This window comes from Pseudomonas sp. YQ_6, from assembly GCF_043103245.1.
Classification (GTDB): Bacteria; Pseudomonadota; Gammaproteobacteria; order Pseudomonadales; family Pseudomonadaceae; genus Aquipseudomonas; species Aquipseudomonas alloputida.
The window spans coordinates 15,309-32,248 of the sequence record NZ_JBICJR010000051.1; the positions used below are offsets into that span (position 1 = coordinate 15,309).

Here is a 16,940-nt window from a genome sequence, read left to right on the forward strand (position 1 = left end):
GCTTGACGTTGATGATCAACACTAAAGTGCGCGGGTGAGATGCACAAGCCGACGCAGAGCTGGCGAACTGGTAGAAATGCCAGTAGGCGGTGAGTGAAAAAACGCTAATCATGAGAACCGCAGGGTTGATCGGAGCGTGGCTATGTCAAATTCAAGGCAGCATCGTGCACGCGTTGGCTTGTTTTATCAGTTAGATCAGATGGTTTGTGTCTCTGGTCAAGATAATGAACGCCTGCTGCAGGCTGGAGGGCAGGCATTGTTTCAGAAAGACGCCTCTTCAGCTTTATTGCTGGTCGATGGTGCAAATACCGTGAGTGCGACTGTGCGGTGTGATCATTTTGTGAATGAAGCGTTTTCTGCCTATGGATATTCAGCGATAAGCAACGGCAGGCCAATGATCGGGTTCAACGGTCAGTGGCGTGACCTGGTCACTACAGCTTACCCGTTGGGTAATGGCCATCGATTCTACATCCCATCACTTCGGCGTTTCAGTCGTGCTGATAGCTTGAGCCCCTTTGGTGATGGCGGGATCAATGCCTACTGTTATTGCAGCGGTGACCCTGTGAATCGTGTGGATCCAACAGGACAGTCTTGGGCACTGCTAGGACGAATTGGAACTAAACTTTTGAGTTTTCTGCCCGGACGAATGGTAAATAGGGTTATGAGAGTTTTGCCCGGTCATGTAAGACAAGCGGCGGCCCTCGAGAATTCGGTCCAAGGCATAAACGTTAGCGCAAGCCTCTCAGAGCATTTATTGCCCCGCTCTTTGGCGCCTGTTGTCCAGGATGGGTTAAATCGGCATCAATCTGTATGGATCTATAAACCGGTTACTGATGGTAGGACCATGGTTGTGCATTACGGGGAGATGGGGCTCCGACAGAGCGTTTCGATGAGGCTTGAACCAAGGGCAATGGTCGAAGGTTGGATTAAGGATGGTGTGGTGGTGCAGGCTTCGGGTGTAAGAGCGGCGAACATGAGGGAGGCAGGTTTTACTTTCGGTGGATACAGACAGGATGTAAATGGGAGGTGGATTTTTCAGCCCTATAGAATACCGCGCTCTCCACGTGGGTGACACTAAGTTCTGGGTGTATCAATTCCCTTTCAGGTGGCGAGAGGCTCAATGAGCCTCCCTATCAGTTTATGGCTATCTCAATCGTCGCTTTATGTCTTGGCTTTGACTGCTGTCGAACAGTGAGTGTGAAGCACGGCTACCCAGGAGCATCAGCCAGCAAGCGACGACAAAGGGCGCGGTAAGTCCTGGTATGGGCAGGTGTGTGAACATCGAATGCAGCAGCAGTGCCAAAACTATCGCAGCCAGTGTTACCCAGGCTCTTTCATGCTGGCGGCTGAAGGCTAACGCCGCCAATGCCGCATTGAACCCGTACAGCCCCAGCCACGCCGCCTGTGCCTGATCGGCGAGCAACGCCACGCCGCCACCAATGGCTGAACCGATTACAGCCCACATCGCCGCATAGGGATTGGTAATGAACATGCCGACGATGATCAACAACCCGGCCAAGGGTTGATCAAGCAGGAAGATCTGGCCCACGCCGCGCGCCAGGGCATCCAGCGGGTCGGCTTCTATGAAGCCGCTGGGCGAGGGGCTGGCGACTAGCAGTGTGCCCCAGCCCAGCAGCACGAATGGCGCGGTGTAGGCGACCAGCAACTTGCCACCGCGCTTGCGCCACTGGTGGGTGATAATGCTGGACAGGCCGCCGGCGGCGATGATCAGGGGGGGCAATATGACCGACCAGGGCAGCACGGCGCTGATCAGGATGCCGATCAGTACGCCGTTGTAGCAGTACAGCCCGGCCTGGCGGTCGGCACGGTCATAGCCGCGTGCCTGGGCGGTGAGCAGGCCGGCCAGGGCGCCAAGCAGCGCGCCGCCGACCAGGTTGGGCGCCGTCAGCAGGATGGCCAGCAGGCAGCACAGGCCGCACAGGGGGTTGCGCAGCAGCAGCACCTGGCTGAAGCCGTTGAGTAACGCCGTGGCCCAGTCGGGGCACGGGTTGACGAAATTTTTCGTGTACATGGGGCAGTCAGTGAGGTTGATGGGGGAGCGGTGGGCCTCTTTGGGCCTCGGTTTTCCGCGGTCGGGTAGAGCGGTATTCGGGGAGGGCTTTGCCCTCCAATCGCGACACAAGGCCGCTCACACAGGGATTGCATTCCCTTGTGCCAGCGCGGCCCTGTGGGAGCGGCCTTGTGTCGCGAAAGGGGCGCAACGCGCCCCCGGCAATCTCAGATCAAAGTCTCGATCCGCAGCGTGTTAGTCGTACCCGGCTTGCCGAAAGGCACGCCAGCGGTGATCAGCAGCGTGTCGCCACGGCTGGCCATGCCTTGCGCCTGGGCAATCTCCAGGGCAGTGGAAACCACCTCGTCCACCTGACGTAGGCGGTCGTTGACCACCGAATGCACACCCCAGGCCACGCTCAGGCGGCGCGCGGTGTTCAGGTTCGGCGTCAGATTGAGGATCGGTGCCCGCGGCCGCTCTCGTGCAGCCCGCAGGGTCGAGGCGCCCGACTCGCTGTAGTTGACCAGCACCGCCACCGGCAGAATGCCGCTGATTCGGCGGATGGCGCAGCTGATGGCATCCGACACGGTCGCTTCGGCCTTTGGCCGGCTGACGTCGAGCTGGGCCTGGTAGTCCGGGCCGTTTTCAACCTGGCGGATGATCTTGCTCATCATCTGCACGGCTTCCAGCGGGTAGTCGCCCGACGCCGTCTCGGCCGACAGCATCACAGCATCGGCACCTTCGGCCACCGCGTTGGCCACGTCGGTGACTTCGGCACGGGTTGGCGCTGGCGAGAAACGCATCGACTCGAGCATCTGCGTGGCCACCACCACGGGTTTGCCCAGCTGGCGGCAGGTGCCGATGATGCGCTTCTGGATCTGCGGCACGCTTTCGGCCGGTACTTCCACGCCCAGGTCACCACGGGCCACCATGATCGCGTCTGCCAGCTCGGCGATGGCTTGCAGTTGTTCTACTGCCGATGGCTTCTCGATCTTGGCCATCAGGTAGGCGCGGTCGCCAATCAGCTGGCGCGCTTCGACGATGTCTTCCGGGCGCTGCACGAACGACAGGGCGACCCAGTCCACACCCAGCTCCAGGCCAAAGGCCAGGTCGCGGCGGTCTTTTTCGGTGAGCGGGGAGAGGTCTAGCACCGCTTGCGGTACGTTGACGCCCTTGCGGTCCGAAAGCTCGCCACCGTTCAACACCTCGGTGTCGATGGCGTCGCTGTGCTTGGCGGTCACGCGCAGGCGCAGCTTGCCGTCGTCCAGCAGCAGGTCCATGCCGGGCTCAAGGGCGGCGATGATTTCGGGGTGCGGCAGGTTGACCCGGCGGCTGTCGCCCGGGGTTTTGTCCAGGTCCAGGCGCAGGGCCTGGCCGCGTTGCAGCTGCACCTTGCCTTCGGCAAAGCGACCAACGCGCAGCTTCGGCCCTTGCAGGTCCATGAGGATGCCCAGCGGGTAGTTCAGTTGTTGTTCGACTTCGCGGATCCACTGGTAGCGCAGGGCGTGGTCGGCATGCTCGCCATGGCTGAAGTTGAGGCGGAAGATGTTCACCCCGGCTTCGACCAGCTGGCGGATATCGTCGATGCCGTTGATCGCAGGGCCAAGGGTGGCAAGGATCTTTACTTTTTTATCAGGCGTCATGATTGGGCAGTCTCGAGGATCAGGATGGCGCGGAAGTCGTTGACGTTGGTGCGGGTCGGTTCGGTGACGATCAGCGCATCCAGCGCGGCGAAGTAGCCGTAGCCGTTGTTGTTGTCCAGCTCGTCGCTGGCCGACAGGCCCAATGCTTCGGCGCGGTCGTAGCTGGTTGGGGTCATCAAGGCGCCGGCGTTTTCTTCCGAGCCATCGATACCATCGGTGTCGCCGGCCAGGGCGTATACGCCCGGCAGGCCTTTCAGGCTTTCGGTGAGGCTGAGCAGGAACTCGGCGTTGCGCCCGCCACGGCCATTGCCGCGCACGGTCACAGTGGTTTCGCCGCCCGACAGGATCACGCAGGGCGCTTTGAGCGGCTGGCCGTGCTGAACGATTTGTCGGGCGATACCGGCATGCACCTTGGCCACTTCGCGTGATTCGCCTTCCAGGTCGCCGAGGATCAGCGGGCTGAAGCCGGCCTGACGGGCTTTGACCGCGGCGGCCTCGAGCGACTGCTGGGGTTTGGCGATCAACTGGAAGTGGCTGCGGGCCAAGGCCGGGTCATCGGCCTTGACGGTTTCCGAGGCCGGGTTGTTCAGCCAATCGATGACCGCTTTGGGCGCTTCGATGTTGTAGCGTTTGAGGATGGCCAGGGCGTCGGCCGAGGTGCTCGGGTCGGCCACGGTGGGGCCGGAGGCAATTACCGTGGCGAGGTCGCCCGGTACATCGGAAATGGCATAGGTGTAGACCGTGGCCGGCCAGCAGGCCTTGGCCAGGCGCCCGCCCTTGATCGCCGAGAGGTGCTTGCGCACGCAGTTCATCTCGCCGATGGTGGCGCCGGATTTCAGCAGTGCCTTGTTGATCTGCTGCTTGTCGGCCAGGGTCAGGCCTTCGGCAGGCAGGGCCAGCAGCGCCGAGCCACCGCCAGACAGCAGGAAGATGACGCGGTCTTCTTCGTTGAGGTTGCTGACCAGTTCCAGCACGCGCTTGGCCACCGCCAGGCCGGCAGCGTCCGGGACCGGGTGGGCGGCTTCGACCACCTCGATCTTCTGGCAGTTGGCGCCGTGGCCGTAACGGGTCACGACCAGGCCGGAGACTTCGCCCTGCCAGCTTTTCTCGACCACTTCGGCCATGGCGGCTGCGGCCTTGCCGGCGCCGATGACGATAACCCGGCCGCTGCGATCGGCGGGCAGGTAGGGTTCGAGGACTTGACGGGGGTGGGCGGCGGCGATGGCTGTGTCGAACAGCTCGCGGAGAAGTTTTTGCGGATCGACCGACATGGCAGGCTCCCAATTATTGTTGTTCTGCAGAATCAAAAACGCCCCTGGAACTGCCTCCGTGCAGGCCGAACCAGGGGCGGGTGTTGCTCGATGCCACCATTGGGCCTGTGGTCGCAGGTTCAACGGCGTTGGCTTCTTCGTGGGCAAGCACGCTCCTACATGCACAGCTTTGAGCGATTGTGCGGTCTTTGTAGGAGCGGGTTTACCCGCGAAGAGGCCAGTGAGGCTAAAAACGATTTATTTGTCGTCGCGGATCGAGAAGTTGGCCATGTGCTCCAGGCCTTTGATCAGCGCCGAGTGGTCCCAGTTGCCGCCGCCCAGAGCCTGGCAGGTGTTGAACACTTGCTGGGCATTGGAGGTGTTGGGCAGGTTGATGCCCAGTTCCTTGGCGCCTTGCAGGGCCAGGTTCAGGTCCTTCTGGTGCAGATTGATGCGGAAGCCTGGGTCGAAGGTGCCCTTGATCATGCGCTCGGCGTGCACTTCGAGGATTTTCGACGAAGCAAAGCCGCCCATCAGTGCTTCACGCACCTTGGCAGGGTCGGCGCCGTTCTTGGCGGCGAACAGCAGGGCTTCGGCCACGGCCTGGATATTCAGGGCGACAATGATCTGGTTGGCGACCTTGGCGGTCTGGCCGTCACCGTTGCCACCGACGCGGGTGATGTTCTTGCCCATGGCTTCGAACAGCGGCAGGGTGCGCTCGAAGGCGTTCGGGCAGCCACCGACCATGATGCTCAGGGTCGCCGCCTTGGCACCGACTTCACCACCGGACACCGGGGCGTCCAGGTAGGCGGCGCCGGTGGCCTTGATCTTCTCGGCGAAGGCTTTGGTAGCGGTAGGGGAGATCGAGCTCATGTCGATCACCACCTTGTTCGGGCCAACGCCTTCGGCCACGCCGTTTTCACCGAACAGGACGCTTTCGACCTGCGGAGTGTCGGGAACCATGACGATGATGAATTCGGCTTCCTGGGCAACTTCTTTCGGGTTGGCCAGGGCCACGGCACCGGCGGCGATCAGGTCGGCTGGCGCGGCGTCGTGGTGGGTGGAAACGAAGATGCTGTGACCTGCCTTTTGCAGGTTCTGGGCCATGGGCTTGCCCATGATGCCGGTGCCGATGAAACCGATTTTAGCCATGAGAAATTACCTCTTTGTAATTGTGATATCTCAAGCAAGCTTTGGCCCCCTGTGGGAGCGGGCTCGCCCGCGAAGCAGACAACTCGGTGGATGGCACCGGCTTTGCCGGTGTTCGCGGGCGAGCCCGCTCCCACAGGGTCCCGAGTTGTTCCTCAGATTGCGTTGTGGGTTTTCAGCCAGCCCAGGCCCGCTTCGGTAGTGGTCAGCGGCTTGTACTCCGCGCCCACCCAGCCCTGGTAGCCAATGCGGTCCAGGTGTTCGAACAGGAAGCGGTAGTTGATCTCGCCGGTGCCTGGTTCGTTGCGGCCGGGGTTGTCGGCCAGCTGGATGTGGTTGATCAGCTTCAGGTTGGCTTCCATGGTGCGAGCCAGGTCACCTTCCATGATCTGCATGTGGTAGATGTCGTACTGCAGGAACAGGTTGTCGCTGCCCACTTCGGCCTGGATTTCCAGGGCCTGTTGGGTGGTGTTCAGGTAGAAGCCCGGGATGTCGCGGGTGTTGATCATTTCCATGACCAGGCGGATCCCGGCGCCCTTGAGCTTGTCAGCGGCGTAGCGCAGGTTCTCGACGAAGGTCTTGCGCACGGTAGCGCAGTCCGGGCCTTGTGGGCGGATGCCGGCCAGGGCGTTGACCTGGGTATTGCCCAGCACCTTGGCGTACTCGATGGCCTTGTCGACACCGGCACGGAACTCTTCGATGCGGTCAGGGTGGCAGGTGATACCGCGCTCACCTTTGGCCCAGTCGCCGGCAGGCAGGTTGAACAGCACCTGGGTCAGGCCGTTGGCTTCCAGCTGCTGCTTGATGTCGGCAGCGCTGAAGTCGTATGGGAACAGGTATTCGACGCCTCTGAAACCAGCATCGGCGGCAGCCTTGAAGCGGGCCAGGAAGTCCTGTTCGGTGAACAGCATGGACAGGTTGGCAGCGAAGCGAGGCATGAGTTGTCTCCTTGCGATGAAGGCCCCCAGGGCGTGCCTGGGGGCGTCAGGCGATCAGTCCAGCAGCGAGATGGCGGTTGGCGCGTCGTTGCCGACCAGGGCCAGGTCTTCGAACTCGTTGACCGCGTTGATCTCGGTGCCCATGGAAATGTTGGTCACACGCTCGAGAATCACTTCAACCACCACCGGCACGCGGAACTCTTCGGCCATCTTCTGTGCCTTGAGCAGGGCAGGGGCGATTTCTGCTGGCTCGAACACACGGATGGCCTTGCAACCCAGGCCTTCGACCACGGCGACGTGGTCGACACCGTAGGTGGCAGCGTCGGTCGAGTTGATGTTCTCGAACGCCAGTTGTACACAGTAATCCATGTCGAAGCCACGCTGCGCCTGGCGGATCAGGCCCAGGTAGGCGTTGTTCACCAGTACGTGGACGTACGGCAGGTTGAACTGTGCGCCTACCGCCAGTTCTTCGATCATGAACTGGAAGTCGTAGTCACCTGACAGCGCCACAACCTTGCGCTTCGGATCGGCTTTCACCACGCCCAGCGCAGCAGGGATGGTCCAGCCCAGCGGGCCGGCCTGGCCGCAGTTGATCCAGTGGCGAGGCTTGTACACATGCAGGAACTGCGCGCCGGCAATCTGCGACAGGCCGATGGTGCTGACGTAGCAGGTGTCTTTGCCGAATACCTGGTTCATTTCTTCGTAGACGCGCTGCGGCTTGACCGGCACGTTGTCGAAGTGGGTCTTGCGCTGCAGGCTCGACTTGCGCTCCTGGCACTCTTCCAGCCAGGCCTTGCGGCACTTGAGCTTGCCGGCGGCTTTCCACTCGCGGGCCACTTCCAGGAACACGTCCAGTGCCTTGCCGGCATCGGAAACGATGCCCAGGTCCGGGGTGAACACGCGGCCGATCTGGGTCGGTTCGATGTCGACGTGTACGAACTTGCGGCCTTCGGTGTAGACATCGACGGAACCGGTGTGGCGGTTGGCCCAGCGGTTACCGATACCGAATACCAGGTCGGATTTCAGCAGGGTTGCGTTGCCATAGCGGTGCGAGGTCTGCAGGCCGACCATGCCGACCATCTGTGCGTGGTCGTCCGGGATGGTGCCCCAGCCCATCAGGGTCGGGATCACGGGTACGCCGGTCAGTTCGGCGAATTCGACCAGCTTGTCGCTGGCGTCGGCGTTGATGATGCCGCCACCGGCTACCAGCAGTGGGCGCTCGGCGTCATTGAGCAGGGCCAGGGCTTTTTCGGCCTGTACGCGTGTGGCGGACGGTTTGTGCACGGGCAGCGGTTCGTAGGCGTCGATGTCGAATTCGATTTCGGCCATCTGCACGTCGAAAGGCAGGTCGATCAGCACCGGGCCTGGGCGGCCGGTACGCATTTCATAGAAGGCCTTCTGGAAGGCGTAAGGCACCTGGCCTGGCTCCAGAACGGTGGTCGCCCACTTGGTCACTGGCTTGACGATGTTGGTGATGTCGACGGCCTGGAAGTCTTCCTTGTGCAGGCGCGCACGGGGCGCCTGGCCAGTGATGCACAGAATCGGGATGGAGTCGGCCGAGGCACTGTACAGGCCGGTGACCATGTCGGTGCCGGCAGGGCCGGAAGTGCCGATGCACACACCGATGTTGCCCGGGTTGGCGCGGGTGTAGCCCTCGGCCATGTGCGAGGCACCTTCGACGTGACGAGCGAGGACGTGATCGATGCCACCGACTTTCTTCAGGGCCGAATACAACGGGTTGATGGCAGCCCCCGGGATGCCGAACGCGGTATCTACACCTTCACGGCGCATGACCAGAACGGCTGCATCGATTGCTCTCATTTTGCTCATGGTTTGTGCCTCATCGATTTTGTAATTGTATACAACTTGCTTTGCGACAGAGTGTATTCACGCCTGGCGGCTTAGGTCAATGGGTTTTCATCGGCTAAGCTGGCTTTCGTCAGAGCGCCCGTGAAAACGGGGGTTTGCGCCATCGCATACGATCGTTTCAAAATATTGTATACAAAAAAATCTCTCGTTGTGTTCTATTTGTTCGATCGGTTTTCAACTGCCCTTAGGGCTTCTCACAACAAGAAGAGGACCTTTCCATGAACGTTCTTAACCTGAAAGTCGCCGTCAGCCTGGTGAATGCCGCGCTGGTGGCGGGCCGCAAGATCAATGCCGCGCCGCTGACCGTGGCGGTGCTGGATGCCGGCGGGCACCTGTTGGCGCTGCAGCGCGAAGATGGCGCGAGCCTGATTCGGCCTGAAGTGGCCACTGGCAAAGCCTGGGGTGCGATTGCCCTGGGCAAGGGGTCGCGCTTGCTGGCGCTGGATGCGCAGCAGCGGCCGGCTTTTTTTGCCGCGTTGAACGGGATGGGTGAGCGGCCGGTGGTGCCGGCGCCGGGTGGGGTGCTGATTCGTGATCAGGACGGCAAGTTGCTGGGTGCCGTGGGGATCAGCGGCGATACGTCGGATATTGACGAGCAGTGTGCGATCAGTGCGATCGAGGAGGTGGGGTTGCGGGCAGATGCCGGGGTAGCGGCGTAAGGCTCAAGTTAGCAGGGGCCGCTTTGCGGCCCATTCGCGACACAAGGCCGCTCCCACAGGGGCGTGCGACCCCAGTGGAATGCGGTCCCCATTGTCCATCTCAGGCCACCTCTGGCTCACATCCCTTGAGCACCATGCGGATAATGGTTTCGGCCGCCGCGTCATAATCACTGTCGGCCAGCTTGGCCTTGCCGGTCACCGCAGAAATCTGCCAGTCGAAGTCCGCATAGGTCTGGGTCGCCGCCCAGATGCTGAACATCAGGTGATGCGCGTCCACATGGGCGATCTGCCCGCGGTCGATCCAGCGCTGGATGCACTCGATGTTGTGTCGGGCCTGCTCGTTCAACTGCTCTACTTGGTTCGGTGACAGGTGCGGTGCGCCATGCATGATCTCGCTGGCGAACACCTTGGACGCATGGGGCAGATCACGCGAAATGCGAATCTTCGAACGAATGTACGCACTCAGCACTTCTTTCGGGTCGCCGTCTGCATTGAACGGCGTGGATGCCTGCATGATCGGCGCGATGATGCTTTCCAGGACCTCACGGTAAAGGTTGTCCTTGGACTTGAAGTAGTAATACACGTTCGGCTTGGGCAGGCCGGCCTTGGCCGCGATATCGCTGGTCTTGGTGGCGGCGAAGCCCTTGTCGGCGAATTCCTCGCTGGCCGCGCGCAGGATCAATTCCTTGTTGCGCTCGCGAATGGTGCTCATGGTCAGGGATCTTCCTCGTGTCTGGCCACCTCTAAGGGGGATCGGGCATGGTAGCACCGGCCTCGACGGGCGCTCAAGGCAGCGGCTTTGGGCTAGAATCCGGCACATTGACTTATTTGGATACAAGCAAACATGGCAGGAAGCAGTCTACTGGTACTGATCGACGATATCGCCACGCTGCTGGATGACGTCTCTCTGATGACCAAGGTGGCGGCAAAAAAAACCGCAGGCGTGCTGGGTGATGACCTGGCGCTGAATGCTCAGCAGGTCACCGGCGTGCGCGCCGATCGCGAACTTCCGGTTGTCTGGGCGGTGGCAAAGGGGTCGTTCGTCAACAAGGCGATCCTGGTACCGGCCGCGCTGCTGATCAGTGCGTTCATACCCTGGGCGGTTACGCCGTTGTTGATGCTGGGTGGCGCGTTCCTGTGCTTCGAGGGTTTCGAGAAGCTGGCGCACAAGTTCTTGCACAGCAAGGAAGAGGATGAGGCACAGCACGACGCGCGCAAGGAGGCTGTTGCCGATGCCAGCGTTGACCTGGTGGCTTTTGAAAAAGCCAAGATCAAGGGGGCGGTGCGTACCGACTTCATCCTGTCGGCGGAAATCATCGCCATTACCTTGGGTATCGTGGCTGACTCGCCGCTGACCCAGCAGATCATCGTGCTGTCGGGCATTGCGGTGGTCATGACCATTGGTGTGTATGGGTTGGTAGGCGGGATCGTCAAGCTTGACGACCTTGGGCTGTGGATGGCCCGCAAAACCTCCAGGCTGACTCAGGCAGTGGGTAACGGCATCCTGCGGGCGGCGCCGTACATGATGAAAAGCCTGTCGGTGATTGGTACTGCGGCGATGTTCCTGGTGGGCGGTGGGATCCTGGTGCATGGCATCGAGCCGCTGCATCATGCCATCGAGGCGTTCAGCGAAGGGCGTGGCGGGGCGCTGACCGGGGCGTTGCTCAACGCTGGGGTCGGTGTTGTGGCCGGTGCCATGGTGCTGGCGGTGGTCAGTGCTGCGGGGAAGTTGTGGCGGGCGATCAGACCTGCCAATTGAGGCGCCTGGCCGGGGCTTTGCCCCGGTTCGCGGGTGAACCCGCTCCTACCAGGTACCGCATTTGCCTTGAACCCGGCGCGGCCCCTGTAGGAGCGGGTTTACCCGCGAATGGGCCGCAAAGCGGCCCCGGTAACTCAGGTCAGAAGTGCACCTTGACCAAGAAGCTCATGGTGTTCTGGTCGGTAGTGAAGGCGTCGCTGTCCTTGATACCGTACTTGTTCTTCCAGTAGTCATACTCCACACCCACGTACAGCTGTTTCTCACCCAGGTGCAATGCCTTGCCCAGGTCGTACTTGATCTGCGGGTTGAAATGCAGGTTGGCCTGGTAGGTGCCGCGGCGGTTCTCGTCGTTGTCCACCACCCAGTCCATGAAGCCGTCGATCAGCACGTCGGAATCGCCGACCGGAATGGTGTACGACCACACCGGGGTGATCTGCCACACGTTGTCGCCGGCGCGGCTGCCGTCGGTGGTGCGGTTATAGAAGTTCAGCTGGAAGTAGTCGAAGCCCGGGATGGCCAGGTCGAAGCCTGGGCCGATCAGGTAAGACTCGGTATCACCCTCGCCAAACTCGTAGGTCATCGCCAGCAGCACGTCCTTGACCGGGCCAAACTCGATCTTCTGGTCGAAAATCTTGCCGAACGACAGGCGTGGGCTGATCTCACCGTAGTAGGTGTTCGGGCCGTTGCCGGCGTCTTTCTGGCCCTGGTAGAAGATCTTGTCGACGAAAATGAAGTTGTCGCCATACTTCCAGCCATCGGCGTGCTCGAATGTGACGGTTTGCTGAATCGCCGGGTTGACCTTGAAGTTCTTGCCCCACAGGTAGGTCAGGCTGTTGTTCTGCCATTGCAGCAGGTCGCCGCCGAAGGTGGTGCCGCAGGCCAGCAGGCCGCCGGCGAGGATCAGGCTGTTGATAGTACGCATTGCGAGTGTCGCTCCCTTGATTGATCTGTTGTCAGCGCTCGGTGTCGGCGCTTTTTTTGTCTTTTGAGTCAGCTTTTTTCGATAGGCCACAGCTGTTTGGCAAGGGTTGGGCCAACTTTTCCGGGTTGGCAAAACCTTCCTGCTCGACTTCGTTCTGAACGGATGAAAAGGGTATTTCAGGCTGGCAACACGTTGGCCAACCGCCCGAATTCATTGACTGAGCGGTCAGTAAACGCAGGCAGAATCCGTTCTGCCCTGATCGAGGGGGCGCGCAGATTACTGGCTTGCGCGCCGGGCCTCAAGTGCTCCGTCCTGGAGCGGGGTGATTCAAACTTGTGCGTTTGGTCAACTTCCTAGAAGTGTACCTTGATCAGCGCACTGGCGACGCTCTGGTTGCTGTCCAGGTTGCCGCGGCTGTCAATGCCGTACTTGTCTTTCCAGTAGCTGTATTCAAAGCCGACGTAGAGCTGTTTGGCGCCCAGGTTCAGCGCCTTGCCCAGGTCGTATTTGACCTGCGGGTTGAAGTGCAGGTTGGCGTGATAGGTGCCACGACGGGACTGGTCGTTGTCGGTAACCCAGTCCATGTAACCGTCGATCAGAATGTCTGACCGGCCTACAGGGATGGTGTACGACCAGCCGGGGGTAATCTGCCAGACGTTGTCACCGGGGCGGCTGCCTTCGGTGTTACGCACGTAGAAATTGAGGGTGAAATAGTTGAAGCCGGGGATGTTCAAGTCAAAGCCTGGGCCGATCAGGTAGGCCTCGTTGTCGCCTTCACCGCGCTCGTAGGTCATGGCAAGCAGCACGTCCTTGATCGGGCCGAAGGCAAGCTTGCGGTCGAAGATCTTGCCCAATGACAGGCGTGGGCTGAACTCGCCGTAGTAGGTGGTCACACCTTTGCCCGGGTCGGCCTTGCCGTTGTAGAAGATCTTGTCGACGAACATGAAGGTGTCGCCGTACTTCCATTTGTTGGCGTGCTCGAAGGTGATGGTCTGCTGGATATCAGGGTTGACCTTGAAGTCCTTGCCGTACAGGTAGGTCAGGCTTTCGCCGTGCCATTGCAGCCATTCGCCTGCGTGCGAGGGTAGGGTGACCAGCAGGCTGCTGCCCAACAACAGGGACGTGGTGATGCGCTTCATGTTGTGATTCCCGGACTTATTGTTTTTGTTGGCGTTTTTTTGGCGCGCAGGCGCCCCGGGCGACCCATTCCGGCGGGTCGACGGCGTAGCGGTTACTGCAGAGGTGGACGAGGGGCGGCCATGCACCGCCCCCTTTGGCTCAATGCTGGTGACAGACGTCGTTGTGCATTGCGCGGTCGGCACCGCCAAGGATGTTGAACAGTACGTTCAACACCAGGGCACAGACCGTGGCCATGGCGATACCGCTGTGGGTGATGGGTTCCATCCACTGTGGCATCTGGGCAAAGAACTCCGGACGCACCACGGGGATCAACCCGAAGCCGACGCTCACGGCAACCAACAGCTGGTTGCGGCGGTCGCCGATGTCCGCCTCCTGAAGAATCTTGATCCCGGTGGCGGTGACCATGCCGAACATGGCGATGGACGCGCCGCCCAGTACCGCAGGCGGGATCGAGGCAATCAGGAAGGCCGCCTTGGGCAGCAGGCTGAGCAGGATCAGCAGTGCACCGGCCACGATGGTGACATAGCGGCAGCGCACCCCGGTCATCTGCACCAGGCCGATGTTCTGGGCGAACGAGGAGTGGGTGAAGGTGTTGAAGAAGCCCGCAATGAACGACGCACCGGCATCGCACAGCAGGCCGCGACGCAGCATGCCAGGGGTGACTTCGCGATCGGTCACCTTGCCCAGGGCCAGGAACATGCCGGTGGACTCGACGAAGATGATCACCACTACCAGGCACATGGACAGGATCGGCGCCAGGCTGAAGGTCGGCATGCCGAAGTGCAGGGGGGTGACCACCTGCAGCCACGGTGCGTCGTTCAGGCCCGACAGGTCGACCATGCCGATGGAGCCGGCCAGGATATAGCCAAGGCCCATGCCCACCAGTACCGACACGTTGACCCAGAAACCGCGCATGAAGCGGTTGATCAGCAGGATCACAGCCAGTACCAGGCCGGCCACCAGCAGGTAGATCGGCGAGCCGAACGTTTCTGCTTCATGGCCGCCACCGGCCCAGTTGACAGCCACCGGGAACAGCGACAGGCCAATCGAGGTGATCACCGTACCGGTAACCAGCGGTGGGAAGAAGCGGACAACCTTGGACATGAACGGCGCGATCAGCATGCCGAAGAACCCGGCAGCGATGGTCGCGCCGAAGATCCCCTGCAGGCCCACGCCGGGCATGCCGGCCATGGCCACCATGCTGCCGACGGCAGCGAAACTGGCACCCATCATCACCGGCATGCGGATGCCCACCGGGCCGATACCGAACGACTGGATGATGGTAGCGACGCCAGCGACCAGCAGGTCGGCGTTGATCAGGAAAGCGACTTCTTCACGGGACAACCCGGCGGCCTGGCCGATGATCAACGGCACGGCGATCGCGCCACCGTACATCAGCAGAACGTGTTGCAGGCCAACCAGGATCAGTTGGAACAAAGGCAAGGGTTCTCGCGGCGGCGCAATGGGGATATACGCCTTGCGTGACTCGGACATGCAGCACCTCGAGTTTTGTTTTTATTCTCGGATCCAAGCGGCAGGCCTCATGCCTGCGCGCTCGATGCTTGCTTGTTGCGTTACACATGAAGCTTGAGGCCGGGGCTACCGGCCTCTTCGCGGGCAAGCCCGCTCCTACAGGGAAAGGTGATTCCCTTGGGGGCGGGTTGCCTGGCGAGGTGCTGTCAGTTGACCTGGGCGCCTTTGGCGATCCAGTCGCCGACGAGCTTGCGCTCTTCGGTGGTCATCTGGGTGATGTTGCCCAGCGGCATGATCTGGCTGGCAACCGCTTGCGCCTGAATGCGCGCGGCCTGGGCCTGGATCTGCTGCGGAGTGTCGAACATCACGCCGGCAGGGGCGGTGCTGAACAGTGGGCTGGTCGGCTTGGACGAGTGGCACACGGTGCAGCGTTCCTGGATGACATTGTGGATCTTGTCGAAGTCGCCGCCACCGGCCTGGGCAGCGGCCTGGGCCGGTGCTTGCGCAGGTGCGGCGGGTGCTTCGGCAGCCTTGGCGGCGTCCTCGGCACGCTGCTCGGCAGCAGTCTTGCCACCTACCGCAGTTGCCGGCAGCGGTTGGTACTCGATCTTCGCTGCTGCTTGCTCAGGGCTTACGGCCATCGGTTTCGGGCCGGTAACGTAGGCCAGGCAGATCATCGCCAGAGCGCCGACGGGCAGGGTCCAGGCGTACTTGTTGCTGTCGTGGCGGGTGTTGAAGTAGTGGCGGATCAGAACCGCGGCTACTGCGATACCGGCCAGGATCAGCCAGTTGTACTGGCTACCGTAGGTGCTCGGGAAATGGTTGCTGATCATGATGAACAGCACCGGCAGGGTGAAGTAGTTGTTGTGACGCGAGCGCAGCAGGCCCTTGGCCGGCAGTACCGGGTCGGGCGTCTGGTTGTTCTCGATCGCCGCCACCAGCTGGCGTTGGGCCGGCATGATGATGCGGAACACGTTACCGACCATGATGGTGCCGATGATCGCGCCGGTGTGCAGGTAGGCACCGCGGCCGCTGAACACCAGGCTGAAGCCCCAGCAGGCAGCGATGATCAGCACGAACAGCACACCACCGAGTAGCGCTGGCTTCTTGCCCAGGGGCGAGTCGCACAGGAAGTCGTAGATGAACCAGCCCGCGATCAGCGAACCGATACCGATGGCCACGCCTTCGGCACCGCTCAGGGTGCTGCCAGGTGCCAGCAGGTACAGGGTCGGGTTCCAGTAGAACACCACGCACAGCAGGGCGATACCGGACATCCAGGTGAAATAGGCTTCCCATTTGAACCAGTGCAGGTTCTCGGGCATTTTCGGGGGGGCGAGCTTGTATTTCTCCAGGTGGTAGATACCACCGCCGTGAATCGCCCAGAGATCACCCGACAACCCATCGCGCGGGTTGCTTCGGTTCAGGTGGTTCTCCAGCCAGACGAAGTAGAACGATGCACCGATCCAGGCGACGCCGGTGATCATGTGAACCCAGCGAATGCTCAGGTTCAGCCATTCGTGAAGGTGTGCTTCCACAGTATGTACCTCTGCCAGTCACCGAGAAGATGACTGACCTTTTCTTATTGGTGGGGATTGAGGATCAGCATCTGTTCCTCGGTGAAGTAATGCTCATCGCAGTTGTTGCCAGAACCACTGCGATCAACCACCAGGAAATCATCCCGCTTTTCGATCGTCAGCACCGGGTGGTGCCAGACGCCGCGATGGTAATTAACGCCCTGCCTGCCATTACTGCGGAAGGCTCGGACCAAGCCTGATACAGGTGCATCGCCAACGGGCGCGACCACGATCAGAAAGGGGTTGCCGAGCAGCGGGATGAAAGCCTGGCTGCCCAGCGGATGGCGTTCCAGCATGCGCACGGTCAGCGGCATGTCCTGCGCGTCGGCGCGGAAGATGCTGATGATCGCCTTGTCTTCAGGCTCGGCGGTTTCGACCGTGGCGAGCTTGTGAAAGCGCATGGTCGAGCCGTTGTTGATCATGAAGTGGTCGCTGCCGTCGGTTTCGATCACGTCTCCGAACTGGGCGAAGGCTTCTTTGGTCAAGGGCTCGATCATCAGGGTGCGCATGCGGTTATCTCTTCTATTGTTCGTTTTCTGAATAAGGTTCGGCT

The 16,940-nt window shown here is 61.1% G+C and carries 15 protein-coding genes; 3 read left to right on the top strand and 12 right to left on the bottom strand.

Features of this window, described 5'->3' with window-relative positions:
- The first annotated feature begins 199 nt into the window (after nucleotides 1–199).
- Entirely contained in the window at nucleotides 200–1,072 is an 873-nt protein-coding gene (locus tag ACF8FG_RS16270) for an RHS repeat-associated core domain-containing protein (RefSeq protein WP_223279183.1), read from the top strand.
- A gap of 72 nt (nucleotides 1,073–1,144) precedes the next feature.
- Here the strand turns inward: ACF8FG_RS16270 and ACF8FG_RS16275 are convergent, their stop codons facing one another.
- The 6 genes from ACF8FG_RS16275 to gcl form a co-directional block, all read right to left on the bottom strand.
- Nucleotides 1,145–2,032, bottom strand: a complete 888-nt coding sequence (locus ACF8FG_RS16275) for an urea transporter (protein ID WP_318081728.1) — start codon at nucleotides 2,030–2,032, stop codon at nucleotides 1,145–1,147.
- A gap of 206 nt (nucleotides 2,033–2,238) precedes the next feature.
- Nucleotides 2,239–3,654: a pyruvate kinase gene (gene pyk / locus ACF8FG_RS16280; RefSeq protein ID WP_014590192.1), complete on the bottom strand. Its 1,416-nt coding sequence runs from the start codon at nucleotides 3,652–3,654 to the stop codon at nucleotides 2,239–2,241.
- Nucleotides 3,651–4,925 (bottom strand): glycerate kinase, encoded by a 1,275-nt coding sequence (locus tag ACF8FG_RS16285; protein ID WP_014590193.1) that lies wholly within the window; start codon nucleotides 4,923–4,925, stop codon nucleotides 3,651–3,653. The genes pyk and ACF8FG_RS16285 overlap by 4 nt, the downstream gene beginning before the upstream one ends.
- Before the next feature lie 237 nt (nucleotides 4,926–5,162).
- The gene (locus tag ACF8FG_RS16290; RefSeq protein WP_014590194.1) at nucleotides 5,163–6,056 is read right to left on the bottom strand and encodes a 2-hydroxy-3-oxopropionate reductase; all 894 of its coding nucleotides are present in this window, start codon (nucleotides 6,054–6,056) and stop codon (nucleotides 5,163–5,165) included.
- 152 nt (nucleotides 6,057–6,208) lie between these two features.
- The gene (gene hyi / locus ACF8FG_RS16295) at nucleotides 6,209–6,991 is read right to left on the bottom strand and encodes a hydroxypyruvate isomerase (protein WP_318081727.1); all 783 of its coding nucleotides are present in this window, start codon (nucleotides 6,989–6,991) and stop codon (nucleotides 6,209–6,211) included.
- Between the two features lie 54 nt (nucleotides 6,992–7,045).
- Nucleotides 7,046–8,821 (bottom strand): glyoxylate carboligase, encoded by a 1,776-nt coding sequence (gcl, locus tag ACF8FG_RS16300; protein ID WP_014590196.1) that lies wholly within the window; start codon nucleotides 8,819–8,821, stop codon nucleotides 7,046–7,048.
- Between the two features lie 257 nt (nucleotides 8,822–9,078).
- Here gcl and ACF8FG_RS16305 point away from each other — a divergent pair, with 257 nt between their 5' ends.
- On the top strand, nucleotides 9,079–9,519 hold the full coding sequence (locus ACF8FG_RS16305) for a heme-binding protein (RefSeq protein WP_070383588.1): 441 nt from the start codon (nucleotides 9,079–9,081) through the stop codon (nucleotides 9,517–9,519).
- Nucleotides 9,520–9,619: 100 nt separating this feature from the next.
- Here ACF8FG_RS16305 and ACF8FG_RS16310 read toward each other — a convergent pair whose 3' ends face one another.
- Nucleotides 9,620–10,231 carry a TetR/AcrR family transcriptional regulator gene (locus ACF8FG_RS16310; RefSeq protein WP_014590197.1) on the bottom strand — a complete coding sequence of 204 codons (612 nt, stop codon included), beginning with the start codon at nucleotides 10,229–10,231 and terminating at the stop codon, nucleotides 9,620–9,622.
- A gap of 132 nt (nucleotides 10,232–10,363) precedes the next feature.
- Here ACF8FG_RS16310 and ACF8FG_RS16315 point away from each other — a divergent pair, with 132 nt between their 5' ends.
- Nucleotides 10,364–11,278: a DUF808 domain-containing protein gene (locus tag ACF8FG_RS16315; protein WP_392518972.1), complete on the top strand. Its 915-nt coding sequence runs from the start codon at nucleotides 10,364–10,366 to the stop codon at nucleotides 11,276–11,278.
- 139 nt (nucleotides 11,279–11,417) lie between these two features.
- On the opposite strand, the gene ACF8FG_RS16320 is transcribed toward ACF8FG_RS16315, so the two are convergent.
- From ACF8FG_RS16320 to ACF8FG_RS16340, 5 genes are all read right to left on the bottom strand, one after another.
- Nucleotides 11,418–12,200, bottom strand: coding sequence for an outer membrane protein OmpK (locus ACF8FG_RS16320; protein ID WP_012051676.1), 783 nt, complete (start codon nucleotides 12,198–12,200; stop codon nucleotides 11,418–11,420).
- Nucleotides 12,201–12,553: 353 nt separating this feature from the next.
- On the bottom strand, nucleotides 12,554–13,339 hold the full coding sequence (locus ACF8FG_RS16325; protein ID WP_070383590.1) for an outer membrane protein OmpK: 786 nt from the start codon (nucleotides 13,337–13,339) through the stop codon (nucleotides 12,554–12,556).
- Between the two features lie 139 nt (nucleotides 13,340–13,478).
- Nucleotides 13,479–14,834 (bottom strand): nucleobase:cation symporter-2 family protein, encoded by a 1,356-nt coding sequence (locus ACF8FG_RS16330; protein ID WP_014590200.1) that lies wholly within the window; start codon nucleotides 14,832–14,834, stop codon nucleotides 13,479–13,481.
- Nucleotides 14,835–15,019: 185 nt separating this feature from the next.
- Nucleotides 15,020–16,348, bottom strand: coding sequence for a urate hydroxylase PuuD (locus ACF8FG_RS16335; RefSeq protein ID WP_014590201.1), 1,329 nt, complete (start codon nucleotides 16,346–16,348; stop codon nucleotides 15,020–15,022).
- A gap of 44 nt (nucleotides 16,349–16,392) precedes the next feature.
- On the bottom strand, nucleotides 16,393–16,896 hold the full coding sequence (locus ACF8FG_RS16340) for an ureidoglycolate lyase (RefSeq protein WP_003254333.1): 504 nt from the start codon (nucleotides 16,894–16,896) through the stop codon (nucleotides 16,393–16,395).
- Between the last annotated feature and the right edge of the window lie 44 nt (nucleotides 16,897–16,940).

What these genes read in the sequence shown, in the direction of transcription:
- ACF8FG_RS16270 (WP_223279183.1), top strand. Translation starts at nt 200, where the DNA reads ATGGTTTGTGTCTCTGGTCAAGATAATGAACGCCTGCTGCAGGCTGGA.
- ACF8FG_RS16275 (WP_318081728.1), bottom strand. Translation starts at nt 2,032, where the DNA reads ATGTACACGAAAAATTTCGTCAACCCGTGCCCCGACTGGGCCACGGCG.
- pyk (WP_014590192.1), bottom strand. Translation starts at nt 3,654, where the DNA reads ATGACGCCTGATAAAAAAGTAAAGATCCTTGCCACCCTTGGCCCTGCG.
- ACF8FG_RS16285 (WP_014590193.1), bottom strand. Translation starts at nt 4,925, where the DNA reads ATGTCGGTCGATCCGCAAAAACTTCTCCGCGAGCTGTTCGACACAGCC.
- ACF8FG_RS16290 (WP_014590194.1), bottom strand. Translation starts at nt 6,056, where the DNA reads ATGGCTAAAATCGGTTTCATCGGCACCGGCATCATGGGCAAGCCCATG.
- hyi (WP_318081727.1), bottom strand. Translation starts at nt 6,991, where the DNA reads ATGCCTCGCTTCGCTGCCAACCTGTCCATGCTGTTCACCGAACAGGAC.
- gcl (WP_014590196.1), bottom strand. Translation starts at nt 8,821, where the DNA reads ATGAGCAAAATGAGAGCAATCGATGCAGCCGTTCTGGTCATGCGCCGT.
- ACF8FG_RS16305 (WP_070383588.1), top strand. Translation starts at nt 9,079, where the DNA reads ATGAACGTTCTTAACCTGAAAGTCGCCGTCAGCCTGGTGAATGCCGCG.
- ACF8FG_RS16310 (WP_014590197.1), bottom strand. Translation starts at nt 10,231, where the DNA reads ATGAGCACCATTCGCGAGCGCAACAAGGAATTGATCCTGCGCGCGGCC.
- ACF8FG_RS16315 (WP_392518972.1), top strand. Translation starts at nt 10,364, where the DNA reads ATGGCAGGAAGCAGTCTACTGGTACTGATCGACGATATCGCCACGCTG.
- ACF8FG_RS16320 (WP_012051676.1), bottom strand. Translation starts at nt 12,200, where the DNA reads ATGCGTACTATCAACAGCCTGATCCTCGCCGGCGGCCTGCTGGCCTGC.
- ACF8FG_RS16325 (WP_070383590.1), bottom strand. Translation starts at nt 13,339, where the DNA reads ATGAAGCGCATCACCACGTCCCTGTTGTTGGGCAGCAGCCTGCTGGTC.
- ACF8FG_RS16330 (WP_014590200.1), bottom strand. Translation starts at nt 14,834, where the DNA reads ATGTCCGAGTCACGCAAGGCGTATATCCCCATTGCGCCGCCGCGAGAA.
- ACF8FG_RS16340 (WP_003254333.1), bottom strand. Translation starts at nt 16,896, where the DNA reads ATGCGCACCCTGATGATCGAGCCCTTGACCAAAGAAGCCTTCGCCCAG.